General features: G+C 45.6%; 17 protein-coding genes. 5 read left to right on the forward strand and 12 right to left on the reverse strand.

Going from position 1 to position 23977, the window contains the following annotated elements; all coding sequences use genetic code 11:
* Nucleotides 1-281 precede the first annotated feature (281 nt).
* The 3 genes from P2A85_RS12675 to glyA all read right to left on the reverse strand — a co-directional run bounded on the left by P2A85_RS12675 (nucleotide 282) and on the right by glyA (nucleotide 4395).
* Nucleotides 282-1547: a competence/damage-inducible protein A gene (locus P2A85_RS12675; RefSeq protein ID WP_377480491.1), complete on the reverse strand. Its 1266-nt coding sequence runs from the start codon at nucleotides 1545-1547 to the stop codon at nucleotides 282-284.
* 255 nt (nucleotides 1548-1802) lie between these two features.
* Nucleotides 1803-2858, reverse strand: a complete 1056-nt coding sequence (locus tag P2A85_RS12680; protein WP_371114467.1) for a glycosyltransferase family 4 protein — start codon at nucleotides 2856-2858, stop codon at nucleotides 1803-1805.
* 253 nt (nucleotides 2859-3111) lie between these two features.
* Complete coding sequence (gene glyA, locus P2A85_RS12685) at nucleotides 3112-4395, reverse strand: serine hydroxymethyltransferase (RefSeq protein ID WP_377480494.1); 1284 nt, start codon at nucleotides 4393-4395, stop codon at nucleotides 3112-3114.
* A gap of 168 nt (nucleotides 4396-4563) precedes the next feature.
* Between glyA and P2A85_RS12690 the strand changes: the two genes are divergently transcribed.
* Both P2A85_RS12690 and P2A85_RS12695 read left to right on the forward strand, forming a co-directional pair.
* Entirely contained in the window at nucleotides 4564-4761 is a 198-nt protein-coding gene (locus P2A85_RS12690; RefSeq protein ID WP_377480497.1) for a hypothetical protein, read from the forward strand.
* Nucleotides 4762-5011: 250 nt separating this feature from the next.
* On the forward strand, nucleotides 5012-5482 hold the full coding sequence (locus P2A85_RS12695; RefSeq protein ID WP_377480500.1) for a Tic20 family protein: 471 nt from the start codon (nucleotides 5012-5014) through the stop codon (nucleotides 5480-5482).
* 461 nt (nucleotides 5483-5943) lie between these two features.
* Here P2A85_RS12695 and P2A85_RS12700 read toward each other — a convergent pair whose 3' ends face one another.
* Nucleotides 5944-6717: a fumarylacetoacetate hydrolase family protein gene (locus P2A85_RS12700; protein WP_377480503.1), complete on the reverse strand. Its 774-nt coding sequence runs from the start codon at nucleotides 6715-6717 to the stop codon at nucleotides 5944-5946.
* Nucleotides 6718-6890: 173 nt separating this feature from the next.
* Nucleotides 6891-7094 carry a hypothetical protein gene (locus P2A85_RS12705; RefSeq protein ID WP_377480506.1) on the reverse strand — a complete coding sequence of 68 codons (204 nt, stop codon included), beginning with the start codon at nucleotides 7092-7094 and terminating at the stop codon, nucleotides 6891-6893.
* Nucleotides 7095-7157: 63 nt separating this feature from the next.
* Between P2A85_RS12705 and P2A85_RS12710 the strand changes: the two genes are divergently transcribed.
* Nucleotides 7158-8501: a transposase gene (locus tag P2A85_RS12710; protein ID WP_341733604.1), complete on the forward strand. Its 1344-nt coding sequence runs from the start codon at nucleotides 7158-7160 to the stop codon at nucleotides 8499-8501.
* A 1206-nt stretch (nucleotides 8502-9707) separates the two neighbouring features.
* A complete protein-coding gene (locus P2A85_RS12715; RefSeq protein ID WP_377480509.1) occupies nucleotides 9708-17591 on the forward strand; it encodes a hypothetical protein in 7884 nt (2627 codons plus the stop codon).
* Nucleotides 17592-17770: 179 nt separating this feature from the next.
* On the opposite strand, the gene P2A85_RS12720 is transcribed toward P2A85_RS12715, so the two are convergent.
* Together P2A85_RS12720 and P2A85_RS12725 are read right to left on the reverse strand one after the other, a co-directional pair.
* A complete protein-coding gene (locus P2A85_RS12720; RefSeq protein WP_377480512.1) occupies nucleotides 17771-18352 on the reverse strand; it encodes a 5-formyltetrahydrofolate cyclo-ligase in 582 nt (193 codons plus the stop codon).
* A 313-nt stretch (nucleotides 18353-18665) separates the two neighbouring features.
* On the reverse strand, nucleotides 18666-20096 hold the full coding sequence (locus P2A85_RS12725; protein ID WP_377480515.1) for an NB-ARC domain-containing protein: 1431 nt from the start codon (nucleotides 20094-20096) through the stop codon (nucleotides 18666-18668).
* A gap of 256 nt (nucleotides 20097-20352) precedes the next feature.
* Here P2A85_RS12725 and P2A85_RS12730 point away from each other — a divergent pair, with 256 nt between their 5' ends.
* Nucleotides 20353-20751: a hypothetical protein gene (locus P2A85_RS12730; protein ID WP_377480518.1), complete on the forward strand. Its 399-nt coding sequence runs from the start codon at nucleotides 20353-20355 to the stop codon at nucleotides 20749-20751.
* 68 nt (nucleotides 20752-20819) lie between these two features.
* On the opposite strand, the gene P2A85_RS12735 is transcribed toward P2A85_RS12730, so the two are convergent.
* The 5 genes from P2A85_RS12735 to P2A85_RS12755 form a co-directional block, all read right to left on the reverse strand.
* A complete protein-coding gene (locus P2A85_RS12735; RefSeq protein WP_377480521.1) occupies nucleotides 20820-21077 on the reverse strand; it encodes a hypothetical protein in 258 nt (85 codons plus the stop codon).
* The gene (locus tag P2A85_RS12740) at nucleotides 21037-21399 is read right to left on the reverse strand and encodes a DUF6972 family protein (protein ID WP_377480523.1); all 363 of its coding nucleotides are present in this window, start codon (nucleotides 21397-21399) and stop codon (nucleotides 21037-21039) included. Before P2A85_RS12740 ends, P2A85_RS12735 begins: the two co-directional genes overlap by 41 nt.
* 254 nt (nucleotides 21400-21653) lie before the next feature.
* On the reverse strand, nucleotides 21654-22199 hold the full coding sequence (locus P2A85_RS12745; RefSeq protein ID WP_377480526.1) for a hypothetical protein: 546 nt from the start codon (nucleotides 22197-22199) through the stop codon (nucleotides 21654-21656).
* Nucleotides 22196-22690, reverse strand: coding sequence for a DUF4365 domain-containing protein (locus tag P2A85_RS12750; RefSeq protein ID WP_377480528.1), 495 nt, complete (start codon nucleotides 22688-22690; stop codon nucleotides 22196-22198). The genes P2A85_RS12745 and P2A85_RS12750 overlap by 4 nt, the downstream gene beginning before the upstream one ends.
* 53 nt (nucleotides 22691-22743) lie before the next feature.
* The gene (locus tag P2A85_RS12755; RefSeq protein WP_377480531.1) at nucleotides 22744-23688 is read right to left on the reverse strand and encodes a GDP-L-fucose synthase family protein; all 945 of its coding nucleotides are present in this window, start codon (nucleotides 23686-23688) and stop codon (nucleotides 22744-22746) included.
* Nucleotides 23689-23977 lie beyond the last annotated feature (289 nt).

Here is a 23977-nt window from a genome sequence, read left to right on the forward strand (position 1 = left end):
TAGCTCCTTTTTTTATAATCTTGATTCTTAAACCGACGGCTAACTCTCTGAATACAACCAAGCATAACCATGAAATCAACAGTCAAACTTGAATTCTCTCGATTAGTTGTTGGGAGCAACCGCGAGAGGGAGTGTATTTGCCAATCAGTCTTATCTTATTATCATAACGAATCTTTACAGATAATCAAGAGGGAAGCGATAAATTACGGAACTGTTTCGGCTCCTTCAGCCTTAAATAAAACTTAAGATTACTTTTACCTCTTGACAATTTACAAGTCACTTCAGTTTTTTTGAGCTTCTCTCAACAAAAGTTGGCGTCGGAGTCGATCGAGCGCCGTACAAGCACTCAGATTTCTAATCCAATCGCGGGTGCGCGCATCGCCAAAGCGGTATTCAAAACTCTCTACCTCACCATTAGGCCCGGCTAAACCTATATAAACCAGTCCCACCGGTTTAGAATCAGTGCCGCCTCCTGGTCCCGCGATGCCTGTAATGCTTAATCCCCAATTGGTATTGAGGCTAGCACGCACTCCCGCAGCCATTTGTTTTGCGACTTGGTGGCTGACAGCACCGTATTCACTTAAATCTTGCGGATTAACACCTAATAATTTTTCCTTAACTCGATCGTCATAGGAAATAATCCCGCCCCAAAAGTACCTCGAACTGCCGGCAACACCAGTCAGCATCGCCCCCAACCCTCCTCCCGTGCAGGATTCAGCCACGCTGAGAGTTTCGCCACCCAACAGCAGCAATTTACCAACAGTCGAGGCGAGGGTATCGGTATCAACACCGTAACAGTCTAGACCAGTAATCTGTAGCAACTGTTGTTCGATGGGCTCAATTAAGTTTTTAGCCACCGCTTCCGACTCAGCGCGGGCTGAAATCCGCAATTTGACTTCGCCGTGATTGGCGTAGGGAGCAACAGTAGGATTGGTTAAATTGAGAAAACTATCTACTTTTTCGGCGAGTGCTGACTCAGCAATACCCCAAAATTTTAATGTGCGGCTGTAAATAGTGCCCCTGCACCAGCCGTTATTTTGCAGGTAAGAAACGGCGGTTTCTCGCCACATCAAGTGCATTTCTGCTGGTACGCCCGGAAATGTCATGACTGTGACATTGGGAACAGGTTGCCAAATAATCCCCGGTGCAGAACCTGTGCGGTTTGGCAAAATCTCAGCACCTTCTGGAATTAAAGCTTGTTTGCGATTGCTCTTACTCATGGTTCGTCCCCGTTGAGCAAATTTGTGTTCGATGTCAGCGATAATTTCCGGCCTTTCTAGGAGGGGAACACCAAAATAATCCGCTATAGTTTCGACTGTGAGGTCGTCTGGTGTTGGGCCTAGTCCTCCTGTAAACAACAGTAGTTGCGATCGCCCTACTGCTATTTTTAACACCTGTTTAATGCGTTCTGGATTGTCGCCCACCACTGTTTGATAGTAGTGAGGAATTCCCAAACTTGCTAACTCCTTGGCTAAAAACTGAGAATTGCTATTGAGAATATCCCCTAACAGCAATTCAGTACCAACACAAATTATTTCAGCAACCATTCAATTTGATTTTAGATTTTGGATTTTAGATTGAAAAATTGGGCATGGGGCATCGGGCATTGGGCATTGGGCATTGGGCATCGGGCATTGGACATTGGGCATCGGGCATCGGGCATCGGGCATTGCTAATTGGTAGTAAATGACTAATGACTAATGACTAATGACTAATGACTAATGACTAATGACTAATGACTAATGACTAATGACTAATGACTAATGACTAATGACTAATGACTAATGACTAATGACTAATGACTATCGAGCGTGCCTCCAAACTTTCCAGCTAGCATATCCCAGTAAACTGGTAGCTCCCATGGCATAGACTACGCCACTGGGAACCGAAAAAGCTAGAGCTAAACTTCCCACCCACAGTGTCAGCGAGTAAATAAATAAAACTGCAAATCGATGGGATAATCCTGCATTGAGCAGTCGGTGGTGGAGGTGACGTTTGTCAGCAATAAACGGAGACTTGCCGTTGCGAAGTCGATCGAGAATTACCGCAGACATATCTAAAATCGGTACAGCTAAAATCAAATATGGCAGCAACACAGAAGTTATAGCCGTAGTTTTCACTAACCCAACGACTCCAACTCCCGCCAGAGTAAAGCCTATGAAATAAGCACCTCCATCTCCCATAAAGATTTGAGCTGGATTGAAATTGTAGCGCAGAAATCCCAAAGTCCCCCCAGCTAAGGCTGCTGCAATTAATGCCGCCGCTGGTTGGTTCATCGACAGACTGACAATCAGCATTACAACTGCTGCAATCCCTGAAACTCCCGCCGCCAAACCGTCCAAACCGTCAATCCAATTGATGGCGTTAGCCATACCGACTAGCCAAATCACCGTAATTGGCAAACTCAGCCAGCCAATATCTGTCAGTCCCAGGGAGGGAACTGTGAGAAATTCAATTTGTACACCGGCCATCCAAGCGATGCTGGATACACCAATTTGCATGAGCAAGCGTCTTAGTGCCGAAAGCGAAAATAAATCGTCTGCTAAACCGATGAGGAAGAATCCGATGCCGCCGAGGGTGACTCCCCAAATTTCGTATTCGTCTTTCCGATTGAGAATTTGTCCGGTAGCATCGATGAAGCCTCCTGAGAGCCAGACAATTACCAGAGCAATGATAGTGCCGAGAAAGATAGATACTCCTCCCAAGCGTACCATCGGGCGTTGATGAACTTTACGATCGCCTGGTCGATCGACTCGTCCGCTTTTGAGACCAATAGTTTTGACTATTGGCGTACTCAGTAGGACGACGATCGCGGAAACGATAAAGGCTAGTAGGTGGTAGAACAGATGGTGGAGCATCTGAAATCAGTATAGAGTGTCGGGTAATTTGGGTTTCAGGCAGAGTCTACTACATTTCAGATGGCTTTTAACCAGGCAAAATCTTGGAATAGCGACTGGGGGATTAAGATACGGAGAGTTGGGAGTTACAAGTGGCAAGTTAAAGAGTTGTTAATTCTGCGCTTAAAACTCATAACTCTCAATCTTCTCCTGCTCTATTGCCCTTTTACCTGTACACTCCCAACTACCAATTTCGCCTTGTCAATCAGGAAAATTAAGCCAATGCTGGGACTTTCAGGTACAAGTGAGGATACAAGGGGAAGCGCGAGCAGAGTGTGCCCACTCGCCGCAAACAATCGGCCGCCACGCTTTCGTCTTCAGGATTTAACAGTCGATCGGCAATAATATTACCAATCTCGATAAATTCTGTAGTTCCCATACCCCTGGTTGTCATCGCTGCGGAACCAAGTCTCAAACCACTGGTAACAAAGGGCGATGCTGGATCGAAAGGCACCGTATTTTTATTAGCTGTAATATTCACACCGCTAACTAATTTATCGGCTACTTTACCTGTCATGTTGATAGATTGCAAATCAACTAACATTAAGTGATTATCCGTACCCCCAGAAACCAGTTTCAAACCCCGCTGCTGTAACTGTGCAGCTAAAGCAGCAGCATTTGCAATTACTTGACCAGAATAAGTTTTAAATTCTGGCTTTAATGCTTCCCCAAAAGCTACTGCTTTACCAGCAATGACGTGTTCCAAAGGTCCGCCCTGAGTACCAGGAAACACTGCTTTATCGAACTTTTTGCCTAGTTCTGGGTCATTTGTCAAAATCAAACCGCCTCTTGGCCCGCGCAGGGTTTTGTGAGTGGTAGTAGTGACTGCATGACAGTGAGGCAGAGGATTCGGGTGGTGCCCTGTGGCGACTAACCCGGCGATGTGGGCGATGTCGGCGAGCAGATAAGCCCCGATTTCGTCAGCGATGGCTCTAAATTTCTCAAAGTTGATAATTCGCGAATAAGCTGAGTAGCCGCAAATTAGTAATTTCGGTCGATTTTGTTTGGCAATCGCCAAAATTTCGTCGTAGTCTAACTGTTCTGTTTCTTTGCTGACACCGTAGTGAAAAGCTTTGAACCATTTGCCGGATACGTTGACCGGTGAGCCGTGGGTCAAGTGTCCGCCGTGGGACAAATCCATGCCCATAATGCCGTCTCCGGGCTCTAGCAAGCTCAAAAACACTGCAAAGTTGGCTTGAGCGCCGGAGTGGGGCTGGACGTTGGCGTGAGCTGCTCCAAATAGCTGTTTGGCGCGATCGATCGCGATTTGCTCGATGCCGTCAATAAATTCACAGCCACCGTAGTAGCGTTTGGTTGGTAATCCTTCGGCGTACTTATTTGTCAGCACAGAGCCTTGAGCTGCCATTACCGCTGCGGAAGTAAAGTTTTCGCTGGCGATGAGTTCTAGGTGATCTCGTTGGCGCTGGAGTTCCTGCCCGATTAAATCGGCAATTAGGGGATCGGTTTTGGAAAGAAATTCAAAGTTAGAGTCCGTCACAATAATCAACCTCTTAAGAAATTGGGGATTGGGAATTGGGGATCTTGTACCATACTACGGATTCCGCCCCATTGACATAAATATTACATTGTGTTCAGGTTAAGCTCTTTGTTCCAAAATCCTGACATACAATGTAATTACTGGTGTGGAACCTGCCGGAGGTATCAAATGTTAGTCATTTTAATGGAAAATCAGATGCTTGCCCCTCAGCGTGTTTGCCAAGGTTGTTTGCTGGCCTCTAGCACTGGCCAACCCCGCTGGAATGATGGCGAACTCCGCTGCGGCCATCCGGTTCGCAAACCTACGGAAAATTTGCCCGATCGCTACGAGTGTCAAATGGGCTTCACGATCGCTCACATTAAATAATTATCGGGCATAGGCCATAGGGCATAGGGCATAGGGCATAGGGCATAGGGCATAGGGCATAGGGAATTGGGAATTGGGAATTGGTCATCGGGCCTAGTGACTATTTAACCCGACTTGATATAAGTATCCCTGAATCTACAGGGATCTGAGTGTGGGCAAATTCCCGGCGAGTCGGAACTGAGCCTGCTGCTGCGTTATCCTGAATTTAATGGGAATTGATAGTTAGTCGATCGACTCAGGAGAGTTCACTATGACTTGGCGCGGGTCTACAACTGTTTCAGACCGGATTTTTGCTTCTTTGCCTTATTTGCTGCCGCTGGTTGACGGGCTGATGTTTGGCAGGTTTCTGTTTCAACAGTTTCCTGTTCTCCAACTGTTGTTCATACCGCTAGCTCCCTTGATGCAAATTTATAGTTTGCCCTTCGCTAGCTTGGTGATTTTCTTTGCCCTATATTTAGGGGTTGTGAGAAACGAAAACATTAGTCACTTTATTCGCTTTAACGCGATGCAGGCGATTCTTTTAGACATTGTTTTGATGTTGTGCGGTCTGGTTTTGCCGATTTTAGCTAAGGTTCAAATCGTATTTATTGCCGAAACTCTCTATAACATGGTGTTTTTAGGCGTTGTGGCTGCATTTGTCTATGCAGTTGTTCAGTCGGCCTTGGGACGCTATGCAGAGATTCCTCCACTTTCGGATGCAGTTTATATGCAGGTACGATAGTCATTAGTCATTAGTTAGCAGTCATTAGTTAGTTGTCTTTGAAGCCAATGTAGGTTGGTTAGGTTGTTGGCAATAACTAATGACTCACAATTGACGAGTGACTAATAATTAAAATCAATAATTGAACGCTGACTAATGACTAATGACTAACAACTGATGACTAACAACTAATGACTAACAACTAATGACTAACAACTAACAACTAACAACTAACAACTGATGACTAACAACTAATGACTAACAACTAATGACTAACAACTGATGACTAACAACTAATGACTAACAACTAATGACTAACAACTAATGACTAATGACTAATGACTAACAACTAATGACTAACAACTAATGACTAATGACTAACAACTAATGACTAATGACTAATGACTAACAACTAATGACTAATGACTAATAACTAATGACTAACAACTAATGACTAATGACTAATGACTAATGACTAATAACTAATGACTAATGACTGTATTTTCCAGACTGCCAATACTTTCTATTTCAATGCGGACTCGATCGCCTATTTGCAGCGGCCCAACTCCTTCCGGCGTTCCAGTCAGAATTACGTCACCAGGAAGGAGAGTCATGATTTGACTGATGTAGGAGACGATAAAGTCTGGGGAAAATACCATGCGATCGATGCGATCGGATTGTACCGGGCGATCGCCATCGTTGACAAAAGTCTGTAATTGTGCAGCGGGACTGAGTTCTCGGACAATCCAAGGCCCAAGGGGACAAAATGTATCAAAACCTTTCGCCCTCGCCCACTGATTGTCCCGCTTTTGCAAATCTCTAGCTGTGACATCATTGGCGATCGTATAACCCCAAATTTTTCCCTGTGCTTGTTCAGGAGTGCACTGAGTACAATGTTCGCCAATTATCAGGGCTAATTCTCCCTCGTAGTCCACTCTTTCCGACTGGCGCGGATAGCGAATCGCCCCACCTGTGGCAATCACAGCCGTGGGAGGCTTGAAAAACAATAGCGGTTCTTCAGGTACGGAAGTTCCCATTTCGGCGGCGTGGTCGCTATAATTTTTGCCCACGGCTATGATTTTGCTGGGAGAGCACGGGGCGAGAATTTGGTAACTATCTGGCGGAAGTTCCAAATCAGTGGGTTCTCCTTTTAACCAGGGAGGTGCATCAAGTACCTGAACGCTGCGGCTTAGTTGCAGTAAACCGTAATGGATTTGTCCTTGTACTGTTTTGACTCGAACGTAGCGTGAAGCCATAGGATTTTAGATTTTAGATTTTGGATTATAGATTAAAAGGATAGCGGAATAGGACTTGCAGTACGATATTCTCTCAACAATCGTCAGGGTTACTACGGGAAATCATGGTAGTAGAGCGCCCGTGTGTCAGCCCTATTTCCCCAAGAGGCGACCTGTGCCTTCATGTCATGGTTTCATAAATCAATACGGGATGCGGGAAACTCAGAGACTTCAGTCCTTCCTAGGGAAGCGGCGCGAGGGACTTTAGTCCCCGTGTTCTTTCTTTCTTTCTTTCTTTCTTTCTTTCTTTCTTTCTTTCTTTCTTTCTTTCTTTCTTTCTTTCTTTCTTTCTTTCTTTCTTTCTTTCTTTCTTTCTTTCTAAATATTTTGTCGATCAAGCTTGAGATATCTACTATAATCACTAAAAGTAGACAAATTAACCAATATTCAGGAAAATAGAGGTGACCAAAACCCAAAAAACAATGGGAGTTCAGCAAGTATTACTGTCTCCAAACAAAGAGGTTAAAGCATTGTTGGAGTATCTCTGCCAACAATCAGGTAAACTTTACAACAGTGGGGTTTATTTAGCTCGTCAAACTTTTTTTAAGACCGGAAAACTGTTGACGGGAAAATTCGACTTATCTTTTGAATCGTCAGTTGCCAAATCAATGGTTGCTAAGTCGTTGCCATCAACACCAATGCAGCAAACATTGATGTCAGTCACAGAAGCCTTCAAATCTTTTAAAGAATTAAGAGACTTGTACATCAAAGGTCAATTGCATTTTAAGCCCAAGCCACCGGGATACCTGACAGGTTCTAAGTTGTTCAAAGTAGCTTATCCTAATTCTGGAGGTTTAAGACCGAAACTTGTTGGCAATCAGTTAAGATTCTCCTTGGGCTTAACCGTGAGGCGATGGTTTGGAATTCCTGAATTCTTTCTACCTATGCCGTCAAATCTTGATTTTTCCAACGTGAAAGAGTTTACGATTCTCCCTAAAAATGGTGCTTTTTACCTGGAAATGTCCTACGAGGTTGAAAAAGAACAACACAATCTGGACATAGGTCAAGCATTATCAATTGACTTGGGAACTGCTGATAATTTAGCAGCTTGTGTCGATACACTAGGAAATTCCTTCTTAATTGATTCTCGTGGAATGAAAGCGATGAATCAATTGTGGAACAAAAAAGTAGCAACTAGAAAAGAAGGAAAGCCAGAAGGTTATTGGGATAATTGGCTAGACAGTGTGACTCGCAAACGTAATCACCAAATGCGTGATGGTATCAATAAGGCTGCCAAGTTGATTGCCAACCATTGCCTTAAATCCGGAATTGGTACACTGATAGTTGGGTGGAATGAAGGTTTTAAGTTTAATAGTAATCTCGGTAAAGCGAACAATCAAAAGTTTGTTCAAATGCCTTTAGGTAAGCTGAAAAATAGGTTAAAAGAACTATGTGATTTGCACGGTATCAGGTTTGTTGAAACTGAAGAAGCGTATACATCGAAAGCTAGTTTTTTAGATGGAGACTCCCTACCCAAATATGGTGAAAAACCATCTGGGTGGAAAGCATCTGGAAAGCGGATTAAACGTGGCTTGTATCAGTCAGCTAATGGCAGGGTGGTAAATGCAGACTTAAATGGCGCTGCCAACATTCTGAGAAAAGTAGCGAGTAGGCTAGGCGTAGACCTCAGCCGACTTGGTAGACGTTGCTTGACGAACGTAGCGAGAGTTAGACTTTGGGTATTACCCAAGCCTACTTTGTCCGCAGAATCTCAGCGTATGAAAGACCTGAGAGTGTCAAGATAATTATGTTGTAGCAGGGATTCAGTGAAAATACTGAGTTGAGCGATCGCGCTTGCTTGCCCAACGCCATATTTACGAGAAAAAAATCAAGTTTGTGTGAAGTAATAGTAAAGAACCGGTTTTTTTGCGGGTAAATTAGCAGTTGTACTTAGATATTTATACAAGATTTTAGGAGTGCGTAATTAGCGCGATCGCACCAATGAGAGAAATTAATTGCGATCGGGCGTTTACGTGATTTCCCTAAAGGTAGTTTTGGTCTAATATTGCTAGTAATACCAATTTTTTATGAGGCTGCATAGAATCTGATCCCCCCTAGCCCCCCTTAATAAGGGGGGGACAAGATTCTTCTCAAAGTCCCCCTTCTTAAGGGGGATTTAGGGGGATCGAGATCTGTGCAACGACCCATTAAATTGGTATAAATACGAATTAGTATCAGTTCGGAATAAAAACAGAGATAGATCGAAGTTACGAAATTTCTATTTTGGAGGGTGCATGAAGATTGATATGAAAGGTTTTAGGGAAGGGCGCACTGGGGAATTTTCCAGGGGCGTATTTTGATTGGGCGGGCTTTTTGTAAAGTTTTGTAACAAAAAGCTGAGTTTTTGCATAAAAGTCACGGGCTGAGACTGATAGATAGACAGAGGTTACAAAGTTTCGATTTTGGAGGGTGCATGAAGATTGATATTAAAGGTTTTAGGGAAGGGCGCACTGGGGAATTTTCCAGGGGCGTAATTTGATTGGGCGGGCTTTATGCAAAGTTTTGTAACAAAAAGCTGAGTTTTTGCATAAAAGTCACGGGCTGAGACTGATAGATAGACAGAGGTTACAAAGTTTCGATTTTGGAGGGTGCATGAAGATTGATATGAAAGGTTTTAGGGAAGCGCGTGTAGCCAGCCGCAGGCATCGCACTTGGGAAATTTCCAGGGGCGGATTTTGATGTGACGGGCTTTATGCAAAGTTTTGTAACAAATTCGGCAAAACTGCATAAAAATTAGGGGCAAACCCTAATAGGTATAGTAGGGGCGAAGCATTCGGGCGGATAATTTACCGCAAAAAACCGATGTTTCGTACCCGAATGCTTCGCCCTCCCAGGGGTGCGCGTTCATTATTTCCTCATAGTATCGCTTGGCAAAAAAGGCGAGTCAGTTTCGCGTATCTGCATTTACATTGTTCAGGGTTCACTAACATAATTGATTGGAGAAAAAAGCCATGTTGACTTCTAATAACTCACTCAACACTTTAATCGAAACCTCTCTGCAACAGGTTTACAGCACCTTAAATAATTTTGCCAAAGGTGATGATTTTCTAGCCAAAATTCAATCTATTTTTGGTACGAACTTTGACGCGAGTAAGTTAGAAGAAATCCGTCAGCAGTGGATTAACAGTAATTTTACATCTCTGCCACCGATAGAAATTCGCAGTGGTTCAGAACTCCAAGGGGCTAATGCTGCTTATGCTGGTTCAAATAATACGATTTATGTTTCTCAAGACTTTTTGACTAAATATACTGATAATCCTCAAGCGATTACCAGTGTTTTATTGGAAGAGATTGGTCATTCTGTGGATTGGCACATTAATACTTCTGATACTCCTGGGGATGAAGGGGAGTTCTTTTCTAATGTGGTGCAAGGGATTAGTTTGAGTGAGGGGCAGATTCAGAGTTTGAAGCAAGAAAATGATGCGATTACTCTCAACTTTAATGATTCTCAATTATTGAATTTACTGGCGAATGATAATCAAATTCAAGCTGAACAAGACGCAAATTCTAATGGTTACACTTCTGGGCTAGGAACTCAAGTTTTTAGTCAAATAATTAAGGATAGACCTAAAACTCGCGTTGCTTTTATAAATGGAATATTAAATAATTCAGAGGATTTTAATAAGGGATTGAAAGATATTAATATAGGTTTTAACCTTTCTACTTCTGGTTTTCCAAACTCCATCGATTTTTACTCCAATGAAGCTAGTGATCCTGAAAGTAGCGAAAGTAAGTCTAGTTACAATAAATCTCTTTATGACGATTTCAAATCGTTACCAGAAGCATTGGTAGATTTTAAGACAGAATTTAGTAATCTTTTTTTGAAAGATGCTATAACTGCTTTTGACAAAGATATAAATGATGCTGATACGGAGACAAAAAAACAACTTGAAGAAAAATATAAGGCAGGAAGAGACGTTGCTTTTGGAATAAGAGGTAGTGCAATAAAATTTGGTGAGTTGGGTAGCAACAAAATCAATGATTTAACTACTTTTTTGTCGGCTTATTACAATACCAGCAACGATAAGAGTGTTAATGATCTTGATTTATTTCAGCCAGAAATTGAAAAAGAGATTAATAGATACAGCCTTGACAATGCTCCTACAGATCTATTGGAGTCATTTGCTCAATATTGGAATGCCCAACCATCGGGTGCTAGTACAAATGTCAACAATAAATACGTGGGTGAAACCATAAATTTTCTGAATCAAAATAATGAAAACTCTGTTATATTTGTCGCACATTCTCAAGGAAACTATTTTTTAGAAGATGCACTAAGCTCTTCTTTGTCTGGATATGGCAGTAATCGAATTAAAGTTATTTCTCTAGGATCTCCAACACAGTATTCACAAATTAATGGATTCGAGTTGAGCTATAAAAATAATGCCGCTCCATTCGACAACAACAAAACTGATATTGTTATCCGAAAGCATGGTGAAGACCCTGTAACAGGATTAAGATTTGATTATACAGCTACTAATTCAACAGATAAGTTCAAATTCTTCCTAAAACAACTCGATAATATTGTTTCTGTTAGTGGTATTTCAGAAGGATTGGCTGTTGATCATAGTTTAGGGTTTGCGACATCATTTAATCCAACAAAAATTGACCTGTTAAATCCTTTAGATGTGGTCGTTTCGGGAGCATTGACTGCCATCAATCCTCTATTAGGAGTTGGATATTTAATTTTAAATGCAATAACAGATGGATTTGTTTTATCCCAAGGATATATTCAAGATTCTAGGCAGGGAAGAGATTTTATCAACCTCTTTAATGCCGCCAACTCCTCTGGTTATTACTTTCCTAACCCGCCACAAATCGTTGAAACACAATTATGGCCTTCACCAACAGACGATGGGGATTGGATTGAAGGTAGTTCAAGTAATGATGCTTTTTTCCCAGGAGATGATACGCGATTACAAGGAAAAAGAGGTAATGATGTCTTACGCGGCAATGGTGGTAATGATTACTTAATAGGTGGTGAAGGATGGGATTTCCTAGATGGTGGAACAGGTGAAGACGAAGCCAGCTATGAAGATAGAGGCAGTGTTACTGTAAGGCAAAGAGAAAACTATCCTGGTTCTGGTTCTGATGTTTATGAAGTAACAGACGGTGGAGAAATAGATGTTTTAGTTGATATTGAAAAAGTTTCTGGTTCTAATGCGAACGATCAAATGTTTGGTGGTCGAGGAAAAGATAGCTTTTATGGTCGAGGTGGTGATGATGAATTAAAAGGAGAGGGTGGAGATGATTATCTTGAGGGCAACCAAGGTAATGATAAATATTATGGGGGCGAAGGTAATGATTTAGCTGATGACGATGGATTGGTAACAGATAATTTCGATTCAGGAGATGATTACTTTGAAGGTGATTCAGGGAATGATACTTTTTACGGTGCAAATGGTAATGATAAAGCCTACGGTGGTACGGATAATGATGTATTAAAAGGTGAAGGCGGCAGAGATACCCTCTACGGTGGAGATGGAAATGACTATGTTGCTGGTGGTTCTTTTGAAGGGCTAAACTGGGGAGATGGAGAAATTAACACAAGTGGCCCTAACAGTGAAGCCAGTTTTACAATAGCAGGTCTAGGTGTTGATGCAGAAGCAAGTAATACTCGCCTTGCTGCTAATACTACTAATACTAGCCACACCACTAAAATCCATGCCGAAGCTAACATCGAAACACAACAAGAAGATGATGGTGACGATCTAATTTATGGTGGTAAAGGTAACGATAGCATCGCAGGAGATGAAGGCAATGACGAAATCTTTGGTGATGCCGATAACGATTTAATCTTAGGTGGTACAGGAGAGGATAAAATCTCTGGCGGTAACGACCAAGATAAAGTTTTTGGGGGTAAAGGCAACGATATCCTTAACGGCAACGACGGCCAAGACACCCTCTACGGCGAACTCGGAAACGACCAACTCAACGGCGACACCGGCAACGACACCCTACTTGGCAATGAAGGAAACGATACCCTCAGCGGCGGCACCGACCAAGACCAACTCTACGGCGGCGATAACGAAGACATCCTCAACGGCAACGACGGCCAAGACACCCTCTACGGCGAACTCGGAAACGACCAACTCAACGGCGACTCCGGCAACGACACCCTCCTGGGCCAACAAGGAAACGACACCCTCAGCGGTGGCACAGACCAAGACGAACTCTACGGCGGTGATAACGAAGACATCCTCAACGGCAACGACGGCCAAGACACCCTCTACGGCGGCAAAGGCCAAGACCAACTCAACGGCGATGCCGGCAACGACTCCCTCTTAGGTCAAGACGGCCAAGACACCCTCAGCGGTGGCACCGACCAAGACACCCTCTATGGCGGCAAAGGAGAAGACCTCCTCCAAGGCGAAGCCGGCAACGACATCCTCTACGGCAACCTCGATAACGACACCCTCTTTGGCGGAGACAACGCCGACATCCTCTACGGCCAAGAAGGCGACGACCAACTCGGCGGCGAAGCCGGCAACGACACCCTCTACGGTGCCGAAGGAACCGACCTCCTCAACGGCGGCGATAACGACGACCTCCTCTACGGCAACATCGGCAACGACACCCTCAACGGCGACAACGGCAACGACCTCGCCTACGGCGAACTCGGAGACGACCTCCTCAACGGTGGCGGTGACAGCGACACCCTCTACGGCCAAGAAGGTTTTGACAACATCAACGGCGACGCGGGTAACGACTTCCTCTACGGCGGCAAAGACAACGACACCCTCGCGGGGGGCGACGACGCAGACCTCCTCTACGGCGAACTTGGCAACGACCAACTCGGAGGCGATGCCGGCAACGATACCCTCTACGGTGCCGAAGGAACCGACCTCCTCAACGGCGGCGAAAACGACGACCTTCTCTACGGCGCAACGGGCAACGACACCCTCAACGGCGACAACGGCAACGACCTCGCCTACGGGGAACTCGGTAACGACCTCCTCAACGGCGGCGGCAACAACGACACCCTCTACGGTGCCGAAGGAACCGACATCATCAACGGCGACAGTGGCGACGACAACCTCTATGGCGGCATCGACAACGACACCCTCAACGGCGGTAGCGACAATGACCTCATCTATGGCGAACAAAATCAAGACCTCCTACACGGCGACAGCGGTAACGACACCCTCAGCGGCGGCGACAATGCCGACTTAATGTATGGCGACGGCGACAACGACCTAATGACCGGGGATGCCGGCCAAGACACCCTTAGCGGCGGCGACGGCGACGACAACCTCAGTGGCAACACCGACAACGACATTCTCCAGGGAGATGCCGGCAAAGACCAACTCTTCGGCAACGACGGCGAAGACCTACTCTACGGCGGCGATAACGAAGACACCCTCAGCGGTGGCGCAGACAAAGACCTACTCTGGGGAAACAACGGCGCAGATGTCCTGCAAGGCGACGCAGACAAAGACACCCTTTACGGAGGCAACGACAACGACTTCCTAGACGGAGGCGATGCCGCCGACGAACTTTACGGCGAAAACGGCAACGACGAACTACACGGCCGCGCCGGTACAGACTTACTCCGAGGTGGAGAAGACAACGACCTCCTGTTTGGCGAAGGCGAAGACGACAAACTCTACGGCGACGCAGGCAAAGACACCATCAACGGCGACAGTGGCAACGACCTACTAGAAGGCGGCAGCGAAGATGACCTTCTCAACGGCGGCGACGGCAAAGACCTCCTCTACGGCCAAACCGGCAACGACATCATCAATGGCGATGCAGGCGAAGACAAACTCTGGGGAGGCGAAGACAACGATACCCTCAACGCCGGCGACGGTGAAGACCAACTTTGGGGAGAAACCGGCAACGACTCCCTAGACGGTGGCAACAATAACGACCAACTCGAAGGCGGCGACGGCAACGACATACTCCAAGGTCAAGCAGGCCAAGACTTTTTAGACGGCGGTGCCCACAACGACACCCTCTACGGCGGCGATGACGATGATAAAGTATTCGGTCGCACCGGTGACGACTACCTAGACGGCGGCAACGGCAACGACCAATTAGAAGGCGAAGAAGGCAACGACATCATCTTCGGTCAAGCAGGCGAAGACCAACTCGACGGCGGTATTGGCAACGACACCCTTGCCGGCGGCGACGGCGAAGACCAACTCTTAGGTCAAGCAGGGGACGACTCAATGGACGGCGGGGCCGGCAACGACCAACTCCAAGGCGGCGACGGCAACGACGAACTCTTAGGCCAAAGTGGAGAAGACAAACTCGATGGCGGCGACGGTAACGACATCCTGCGAGGCGGCGACGGCAACGATGAACTCGAAGGCAAAAACGGCGACGACTCCCTCTACGGCGGTGCCGGCAACGACATTTTCGATGGCGGTTTAGGTAATAACCTCCTAGCCGGGGAAGAAGGCGACGACCTCCTCATCGGCAACAATGGCCTCGACACTCTCTTAGGGGGCGACGGCCAAGACACCCTCGACGGCAAAAACAATGACGACTCCCTTGATGGCGGTGCCGGCAACGACATCATCGACGGCCGCGAAGGCAACGACAGCTTAGAAGGCGGTAGCGGCGACGACTACATGGACGGTCGCGAAGGCGATGACTGGATGAAAGGCGGCGACGGCAAAGACACCCTCTTAGGACGTTCCGGCGACGACAACATGGGTGGTGGCGGAGACAACGACATCCTCGAAGGCAGTTCCGGCAACGACACCCTCGACGGCGGTTTCGGTTTCGACCTCATCTACGGCGGTGCCGGCAATGACACCCTCTTAGGTAGCGAAGATGGTGACACCCTGTACGGGGATGTTGGCGATGATTCCATCCTTGGTGGCAACGGCAACGACGTAATCTACGGCGAAGTTGGCAACGATAACCTCTATGGTGGCGACGGTCAAGATATCTTTATGCTTTCTCCTGGTGAGGGAGTAGATATCGTCTGGGATTATGCGATCGGTCAAGATAATCTAGGTGTATTAAAAGGACTGAGAAATGATGAATTAGAGTTTACCAACGGCACCGGCGAAAATGCCAAAGATACCTTAGTCTGGCGTGGCAAAGGCAAAGATAATGAACTTTTAGCCATCCTCAAAAACTTGCAATTGGGCACGCCAAAAACACCCACACCATCGGTAACGCCTACACCTGCGATCACACCAACGCCTGCGGAAACACCCACACCTGGGAAAAAACCAACGCCTGCGGAAACACCTACACCTGGGAAAAAACCAACGCCTGCGGAAACACCCACACCATCGGTAACACCTGCACCAGCGGTAACGCCTACACCTGCGATAACACCCACACCTGCGGAAACACCCACACCAGGGAAAAAACCAACGCCTGCGGAAACACCCACACCAGGGAAAAAACCAACGCCTGCGGAAACACCCACGCCTGCGGTAACACCAACACCAGGGGAAACACCCACGCCATCGGTAACACCAACGCCTGCGGTAACACCCACGCCATCGGTAACACCCACACCAGGGGAAACACCCACGCCATCGGTAACACCAACGCCTGCGGTAACACCCACACCATCGGTAACACCAGGGGAAACACCCACACCATCGGTAACGCCAACACCAAGGGAAACACCCACACCTGCGGTAACACCAGCACCTGCGGTAACACCAGCACCTGCGGTAACACCAGCACCTGCGGTAACACCTGCGGTAACACCTGCGGTAACACCAGCACCAGCGGTAACACCAGCACCAGCGGTAACACCAGCGGTAACACCAGCGGTAACACCAGCACCAGCGGTAACACCATCGGTAACACCCACACCATCGGTAACACCCACACCATCGGTAACACCCACACCATCGGTAACACCGACACCATCGGTAACACCGACACCATCGGTAACACCCACACCATCGGTAACACCAACACCATCGGTAACACCAACACCATCGGTAACACCAACACCATCGGTAACACCAACACCATCGGTAACACCGACACCATCGGTAACACCCACACCATCGGTAACACCAACACCATCGGTAACACCAACACCATCGGTAACACCCACACCATCGGTAACACCCACACCATCGGTAACACCCACACCATCGGTAACACCAACACCATCGGTAACACCAACACCATCGGTAACACCCACACCATCGGTAACACCCACACCATCGGTAACACCCACACCATCGGTAACACCAACACCATCGGTAACACCGACACCATCGGTAACACCGACACCATCGGTAACACCAACACCATCGGTAACACCGACACCATCGGTAACACCGACACCTGCACCTTCCCCCGTCCCTGGTATCCTCCTAATAGGTAACTCAGGCTCCAGTTCCCTGATGGGCAATGCAGGCGATGACACCCTCATTGGCAATGCAGGTGATGACACCCTTCTCGGTGGTGCTGGTAACGACACCCTCAACGGCGACACCGGCAATGATTACCTCGACGGAGAAACTGGTAACGACACCCTCACCGGTCAAAATGGCACTGATTCCCTCTTCGGTGGCTTTGGTGATGACTGGCTCGATGGTGGCGCTAACAAGGACACCCTCACGGGCGGAATGGGTGACGACACCCTCACGGGCGGAAACGGCCAAGATTTATTTGTTTTTGCTTCTGGAAACGGAGTTGATACCCTCCTGGACTTCACTGCTACAGGTGGCAATAAAGACACTCTGGGCCTAGCCGGTGGCTTGACATTTGCTCAGCTAACCATTGCCTCAGACTCCAATCCTGCCAATACCATCATCAAGGTAACAGCTACCAATGAAGTTTTAGCTACTTTGATAGGAGTGCAAGCTGCTTCTATCAACAGTTCCCATTTCCTAGCTATCTAGGGAACCGGCATCCATCCGCGAAATTATCGATGCGATCGAGGTTTGAGTCTCAGTTCAAACCTCGGTTTCGCGATATGATTGAACTCTGTCAAACGGCTAGATTCAAATCTGGATAATAAGGAGACAAATCAATAACTCTTAGAGACTTAATTGGGGAAAATTAATTTGTCGATCGACCTTTAAGATGTTTGCTGTATTTTTTCTAAACCGCTTTCTGTGCAAATTCCATACAGAGGTCTATCCCAGGAGTCAACAGGGAGTTGCGCGATCGAGGCAAATTCAAAGATAATGCCGATCGCAACTTTTGACTCCCACTCAGTTTTGCTCAACATCCTGTCATAATAGCCACCGCCGTAGCCCAAACGATAGCCGCGCAAATCGCAACCGACGGCTGGTACAAGGATTAAATCTACCTCTGATTGGTGTATTTTAGGAGCATCAGGCAGAGGTTCGAGAATGCCATAAGCTCCTGTATGTAAAAGGTCTCCGGGCTGCCAGATATGCCAGGATAGCTCTTTGCCGACACAGCGGGGAAATCCCCATTTTTTAGGGGTGGTCCATAGGGGACTTAAATCTGGTTCTTGGCGAAAACTGAAGTAGCCGAGGATGGTTTTGGCTTGGGTGAATAGGGATGAGGTTTGTAGGTGGTTGCAAAGGCGATCGCTCTTTTCTCTCCATGCTTCTGGTGATAAAGATTTGCGCGTTTGCAGGAGCGATTGTCTTGATTCAGCTTTAGTTAATAAAGGTTCAGGAGTATTCATATTTGCGATCGAATCTATCGTTTTAGTTCCAGTCCGACAGTCCGACAGTCCGACAGTCCGACAGGGGTTAAAAACCCCTGTCTCATAGCGAAAGTCCTCTCAAAGAGGACTACAATTAATGGCATTTTCGATCGCATTCTCTAGTCGGTTTTAACCGACTTTCGCTATGAGGCAGGGGTTTAAACCCCTGCCGGACTGTCGGACTGCCGGACTGCCGGACTGTCGGACTGCCGGACTGTCGGACTGCCGGACTGTCGGACTGCCGGACTGCCGGACTGCCGGACTGCCGGACTGCCGGACTGCACCGAAAGCGTCAACAAACCGGATTTGAGATTACATATTGTCTCACCACAGGACAAATATTGAATAAAGTTTGATTCTCCTGTTCCTCAGTTTCAACGAGCGATCGCCTCCCCAAAGATTGCAGCCCGTTGAATAACTCCGAAGGCGATAACTCGGCATCTTGTAGCAATTGCTCTATTGAAACTGGATTCACTTCGCGACTGAGCTGGGAGATTAGCTTTTTCTCTAATTCTGACAAACGATTTATCTGCGGGTGCAAATTTGCTGCCAATTCTTCCCCTAAGAATAGCATATCATATTTCAAAAATTCTGCAACCCTACCTCGGAATATTTCTTGAATGGTAGTGGCGACTATTTTCAACCACAATGGATTGCCTTGATAGGCGTTAATTAGGTTTTCCCATGTTTCGGGATTGAGTAAACTTTTTTGTCTGAAAATTTCGGTAGCGGCTGCACCTATGCCTTTGAGTTGTAAGCTGCGAACTGGTGAATTTTCACCTTTTAAGGCAATAATTTCTCTGGGTGGTTCCCAACTGTTGAGGATTAAACAACTGTTGTGGGTTGTTTCTCCGATTTGTCTGAAAAGGATGCTGTAGTTTTCGCATTCTGGGCGGTAATTTCCTGCTAGTTGTCCGCTACCCAGAATGGCTTGCACGTCGTCGAGGATAATTAAACAGCGGTTTTTGCGCAGGTATTCCATTAACAGGGAAAGTCGCTCTGGGATGCTGGTAGGTAAAAACCCCTCTTCGCCCCCCCTTGGTAAGGGGGGGTTGGGGGGGTATTGATTGGCGATAAATTGAATGAGATTTTTTAGGGTAGTTTCTAAGGGTGGGGAGTGGCGGAGACTTCGCCAGATGACGCATTCAAAGTTATGTTGAATTTTTTGGATGAGGTGGAGGGAAAGTGCAGTTTTGCCAATGCCACTGATTCCTAATATTGCTGCGAGGTTGCACTTTTCTTGGATGATGGATTTTTCGAGGGTGGCGAGTTCGGATGTGCGATCGCACAATGATGAAATATGAGGTGCGTCTGCTAAGTCTAGTCGGGTTTGGGGTTTGGATGTGTCTGAGGTGGGGGTTGAGGGCGATCGATCTTTTGGATATTCTGAAGATTGACTATTCTTACAAACATTGACGTTACCAATGTGTAGAAAATCATTCCCAAAATTTGATGATACGATGAATACTTGTCGTCTTTCAAGTGTTGAGCGTAAATTCGATTGAGTTACTTCTTCATCTAATACATTTGATAAACGCTTCCATAATTTTGAGGCGATATTTCTGATGTGACCTTCGCTACAATATGATGTTTCTGCGATTTGAGAGTATTTTTGACCTTCCCATACACCCAGCAGGATAGCTTTTTGCAGATCGTCCAAGTGATCTCCTGTTTTGGCGAAAATGAGGTCGTCAGCAAATCTCAAGACTTCTTGAACGTCCATTGGTCAGGTAGTTGTGACGGTTTTGGTTATTTTAGCATATATTTTCTGACATTTTATGACAAAGATGACATAAGCTGACTTTTTTAATGATTAATATCTGACTTTTTCTGATATTTTCAATGTAAAAAAACCTAGAATATTAGCTATATTGATATTTAGTACAGCAGGTGAAATTATTGTAAGTTTAATGATTTTTCACCGAGTGTCAGGTTCGCAATCAACCATTTTATTGATACCAGGAAAATTAGGGGGTTCAATGGCAAAGCATATTTTGAAAAATCAACCGCTGGGAATTCTGCTATTTATGTCAACTTTTTGTATGTCTTTGACTATAAATTGGGGACAAGGAATAAATCAAAAAGCAATGGCTTACGAACCACATGAATTTGTCTTCATTAGTGGATTACCAAATTTGCGAAATATGAATCAGCAACGAGCAGATTCTGTCTGTAACAGCAATTTTGCCGAGCTTAGACAAGTAGGAATTTTCGATGAAAGTGTTCAAAAGAATACTTGGCACATCTGGGCACACGTTCAAAACGCAAGCTGTGTAATCAATATTAACAATTGGTCGGGAGCAGTTTCTGATGTTGATTGGACACCTAGCAATAATAGAAACAGGAGGATTCGGGTTCGTGTTCCAAGATTTAATTAACAACTGAAGTTTGAGGATAGGCGATAGCCCTTTTTTGACTGAAGGGCGATCGCCCTCATTATATTAACTCAAACTATTTCAGAGGCTAAAAGCCTACCATCAACTCGCTCATATTCATCTTCCAGTAGCCACGAGTGAGCCTCATCGTAACTTGAACCTAAAAACAGCAGTTTATAATTCGGCGATGGTTCGTAAATACCACACTTACTATTTTTGCCACCCACTAACATCAGAATCCGAGGTGGGAAAACAATCGGATCAACCCACAACTCGATAAATTCCCAATCATTGATTTGTTCGACGAGGTTTTGTGCGGGGGATAACATGATAATTATCAGTTCCTTTGATGATTTTAATTTCTGCGTAATACAGCGGAATGCGACTACCGTCGGCTCTGATTTGATAACCTATAGGATAATCAAAGTATAGCCCGTAGCGATCGTAGTCATCGGTTTCATCCTCAATCCCTGTAAGCTCTCCTCTATTTATAATAGCTTGTATCACTAAATTCATTGTGGCTATGTCATTAAACACATGAGCTTTTTCTTCTTTTCTCAGCAGTCTTTGTACCTGTGGTGTTTCTGGAAGATGTTTGTCAAATAAACTGGTTCTTGGGTCTGGTGTTAGTTCGCGGTTAATGCCACTCATTAACTAATTATATAGGATACTTGCAATTAAGTTTACTATAACCTTACATGAAGATCGCCCTTTTTTGAGTGAAGGGCGATCGCACTTTCCATTTATCCCCTGGATCGCAGTTCATCAATTTCTGCTTCTGAATCTTCAATCATTGACTTTCCCAAATGTAAGTTCTATATGATTTCATTCGAGATCGATTTAAACTTGCTAAAACAGCAAATTTATTTGTGGTTCAAATTTTATCATAACAAGTATTTGCCAAACTATTTGATTGATATTACTTCAGTTACACCCACAAAAATATGCGGATGTTTTAACACGAAACAGCCATCCTCTTTAATTAAATCACCTGAGCAAGTTACGGCCGATCGCTCTTCATAGGCCTTGAGAGCCAACTCATAATCTGATTCCCTCAATTCCAGATGAATTTCCCTCAATTTACCCACCACAAATCCCATGACTATCACTTGACAGGTTCCCGATGCTTCCCCGTGCAGTTTATTAATCCATCCTGGGATTGCAACATTAGGCAATGAAGTTATTAAATCGCTGAGAATCTCTAGTTGCGAACGATTTTCTACTATTTCTAGCGTCTTTATAGCCTCACCAATAAGCTGAGGGGCATCAAATTCTTGTCTCAAAGGCTGCTTGATTTCAAAAAGCTGACCGCTATCATTTTTTTTGTGCCAAATCAAGGTATTTTCATAAACTACAGCAACTTTTTGCCAGTTGCTTGTTTGCAAGTGCGCCTCTAGCACATTTGGATCTATAGTCTGAAGAACTTGGTAGTCTCGTACAGTTACTTTCACGGTAAACCTCCTTGGCTAAGACGCTGCATGATAGACTTAAGAGCCTCTACTGTCAACTGATTAGATCGGGGTAACTCAACTGTGATATTAGTTGTATTTTGTCTTTCTGGCTGTCCCCGCAGCGACATCCAGTAAGCACAATTCCTCATACAGATTTCTGATTCTGACTGCTGTAACCAGTCTTCGAGATTTTCTGGTACTAAAACTACAACTAAGATGCGTGGCACCTGTGAGTTGATTCTCAAATCGTTATAGTTTTTGATCCTGAGTGGATATCGGATAAACTGCCGATCGAGTATATCCCTTGAAGTACATTTTAACTGCAAATTCAGCTCAGGGGAAAAGATAGTTCCGCCGCCACCTCTCCCCACGATATGCAAATCGATGCTGTCGTCGTCTACCTCTAGCTGATTTACAGAAAAACCCGCAACTGCCGCCACAGCGCGTACATAAGCTTTACTGAAAAGTTCTTTCTGTTGATTTAGTTCCATACACCACCTGATTCTAAAAAACCCGGTTCCTCCAACAAACCGGGTTTTCGCACTCACACTGCGTGTTTCCGATACCACTCGATCGTATTTTTCAACCCTTCCTTAAACTCCGTCTGTGCAGTAAATCCAAAGGCTGTTTTTGCCCTTTCGGTATCCAAACAGCGGCGCGGCTGACCATTCGGTTTATCTGTTTCCCAAACAATTTCGCCTTTAAACTCCATCAATTCGCAAATTAACTCAATCAAATCTTTAATTGGTACTTCAGAATTGGTTCCCAAATTCACTGGTTCGGAGTCATTGTAATCCTGAGTTGCCATCACGATTCCCCGCGCTGCATCTGTGGAATACAAAAACTCGCGGGTAGGGCTACCGTCGCCCCACACTGGCAATGTTTTGTCTCCCCTTTCTTGGGCTTCGTGGACTTTCCGAATTAAGGCGGGGATGACGTGGGAACTTTTGGGGTCAAAGTTGTCTTCCGGGCCGTATAAGTTGACTGGTAGCAAGTAGATCCCGTTGAATCCATACTGCTGGCGATAGGATTGCAATTGAACTAATAAAGCTTTTTTGGCAATTCCATAAGGGGCGTTAGTTACCTCTGGATAGCCGTTCCAGAGGTTTTCTTCTTTGAAAGGAACTGGAGTTAAGTTTGGATAAGCACAAATTGTGCCAACACAAACAAATTTTGTAACTCCGGCTTGGTAGGCTGCATGAATTAGTTGCGCGCCCATCATCAAATTGTCGTAAAATAATTCAGCGGGTTTGAGTAGGTTTAAACCAATGCCGCCGACGTGGGCTGCTAGATGGATGATGATGTCTTGTTTGTCGGCGGCGCGTTGGCAGTTTTCCATGACGCGGAGGTCGCAATCGCGCGATCGCGTTACACTAATTTTATCAGCATCGGCTCCTGCTTTGACTAACTGGTCGATGACTTGACGGCCGAGGAAACCGGCGCCACCTGTGACTAAAATCTGTTTGTTAGTTAAATCTAAGCTGGTCATAATTTTATCCTCTTATTTGCATCAGGGTCGATCGACAATATCCAATATCAGCAAGATTAAACCCCCGCGCTGAAGCTTAACTACTCACCGAAGAAACCAGTATTAATCATGGGCTTGTTTGTGGGTGGGGGCGGGTTTGTTTCACTCTCCTAGACGCAACCGCCATGAGTAATATTGAATTTAGGGTATCTCATGTGAGTTTTTGCACAATTTTTAGGGGTTCGGGATAGTAGAGCACCCCATCGATTTGCACTATGAAAAAGCTGAGAAGTTTACCCGCCCCTACAGC

This window comes from Microcoleus anatoxicus, assembly GCF_042465725.1.
GTDB classification, from domain to species: domain Bacteria; phylum Cyanobacteriota; class Cyanobacteriia; order Cyanobacteriales; family Microcoleaceae; genus Microcoleus; species Microcoleus anatoxicus.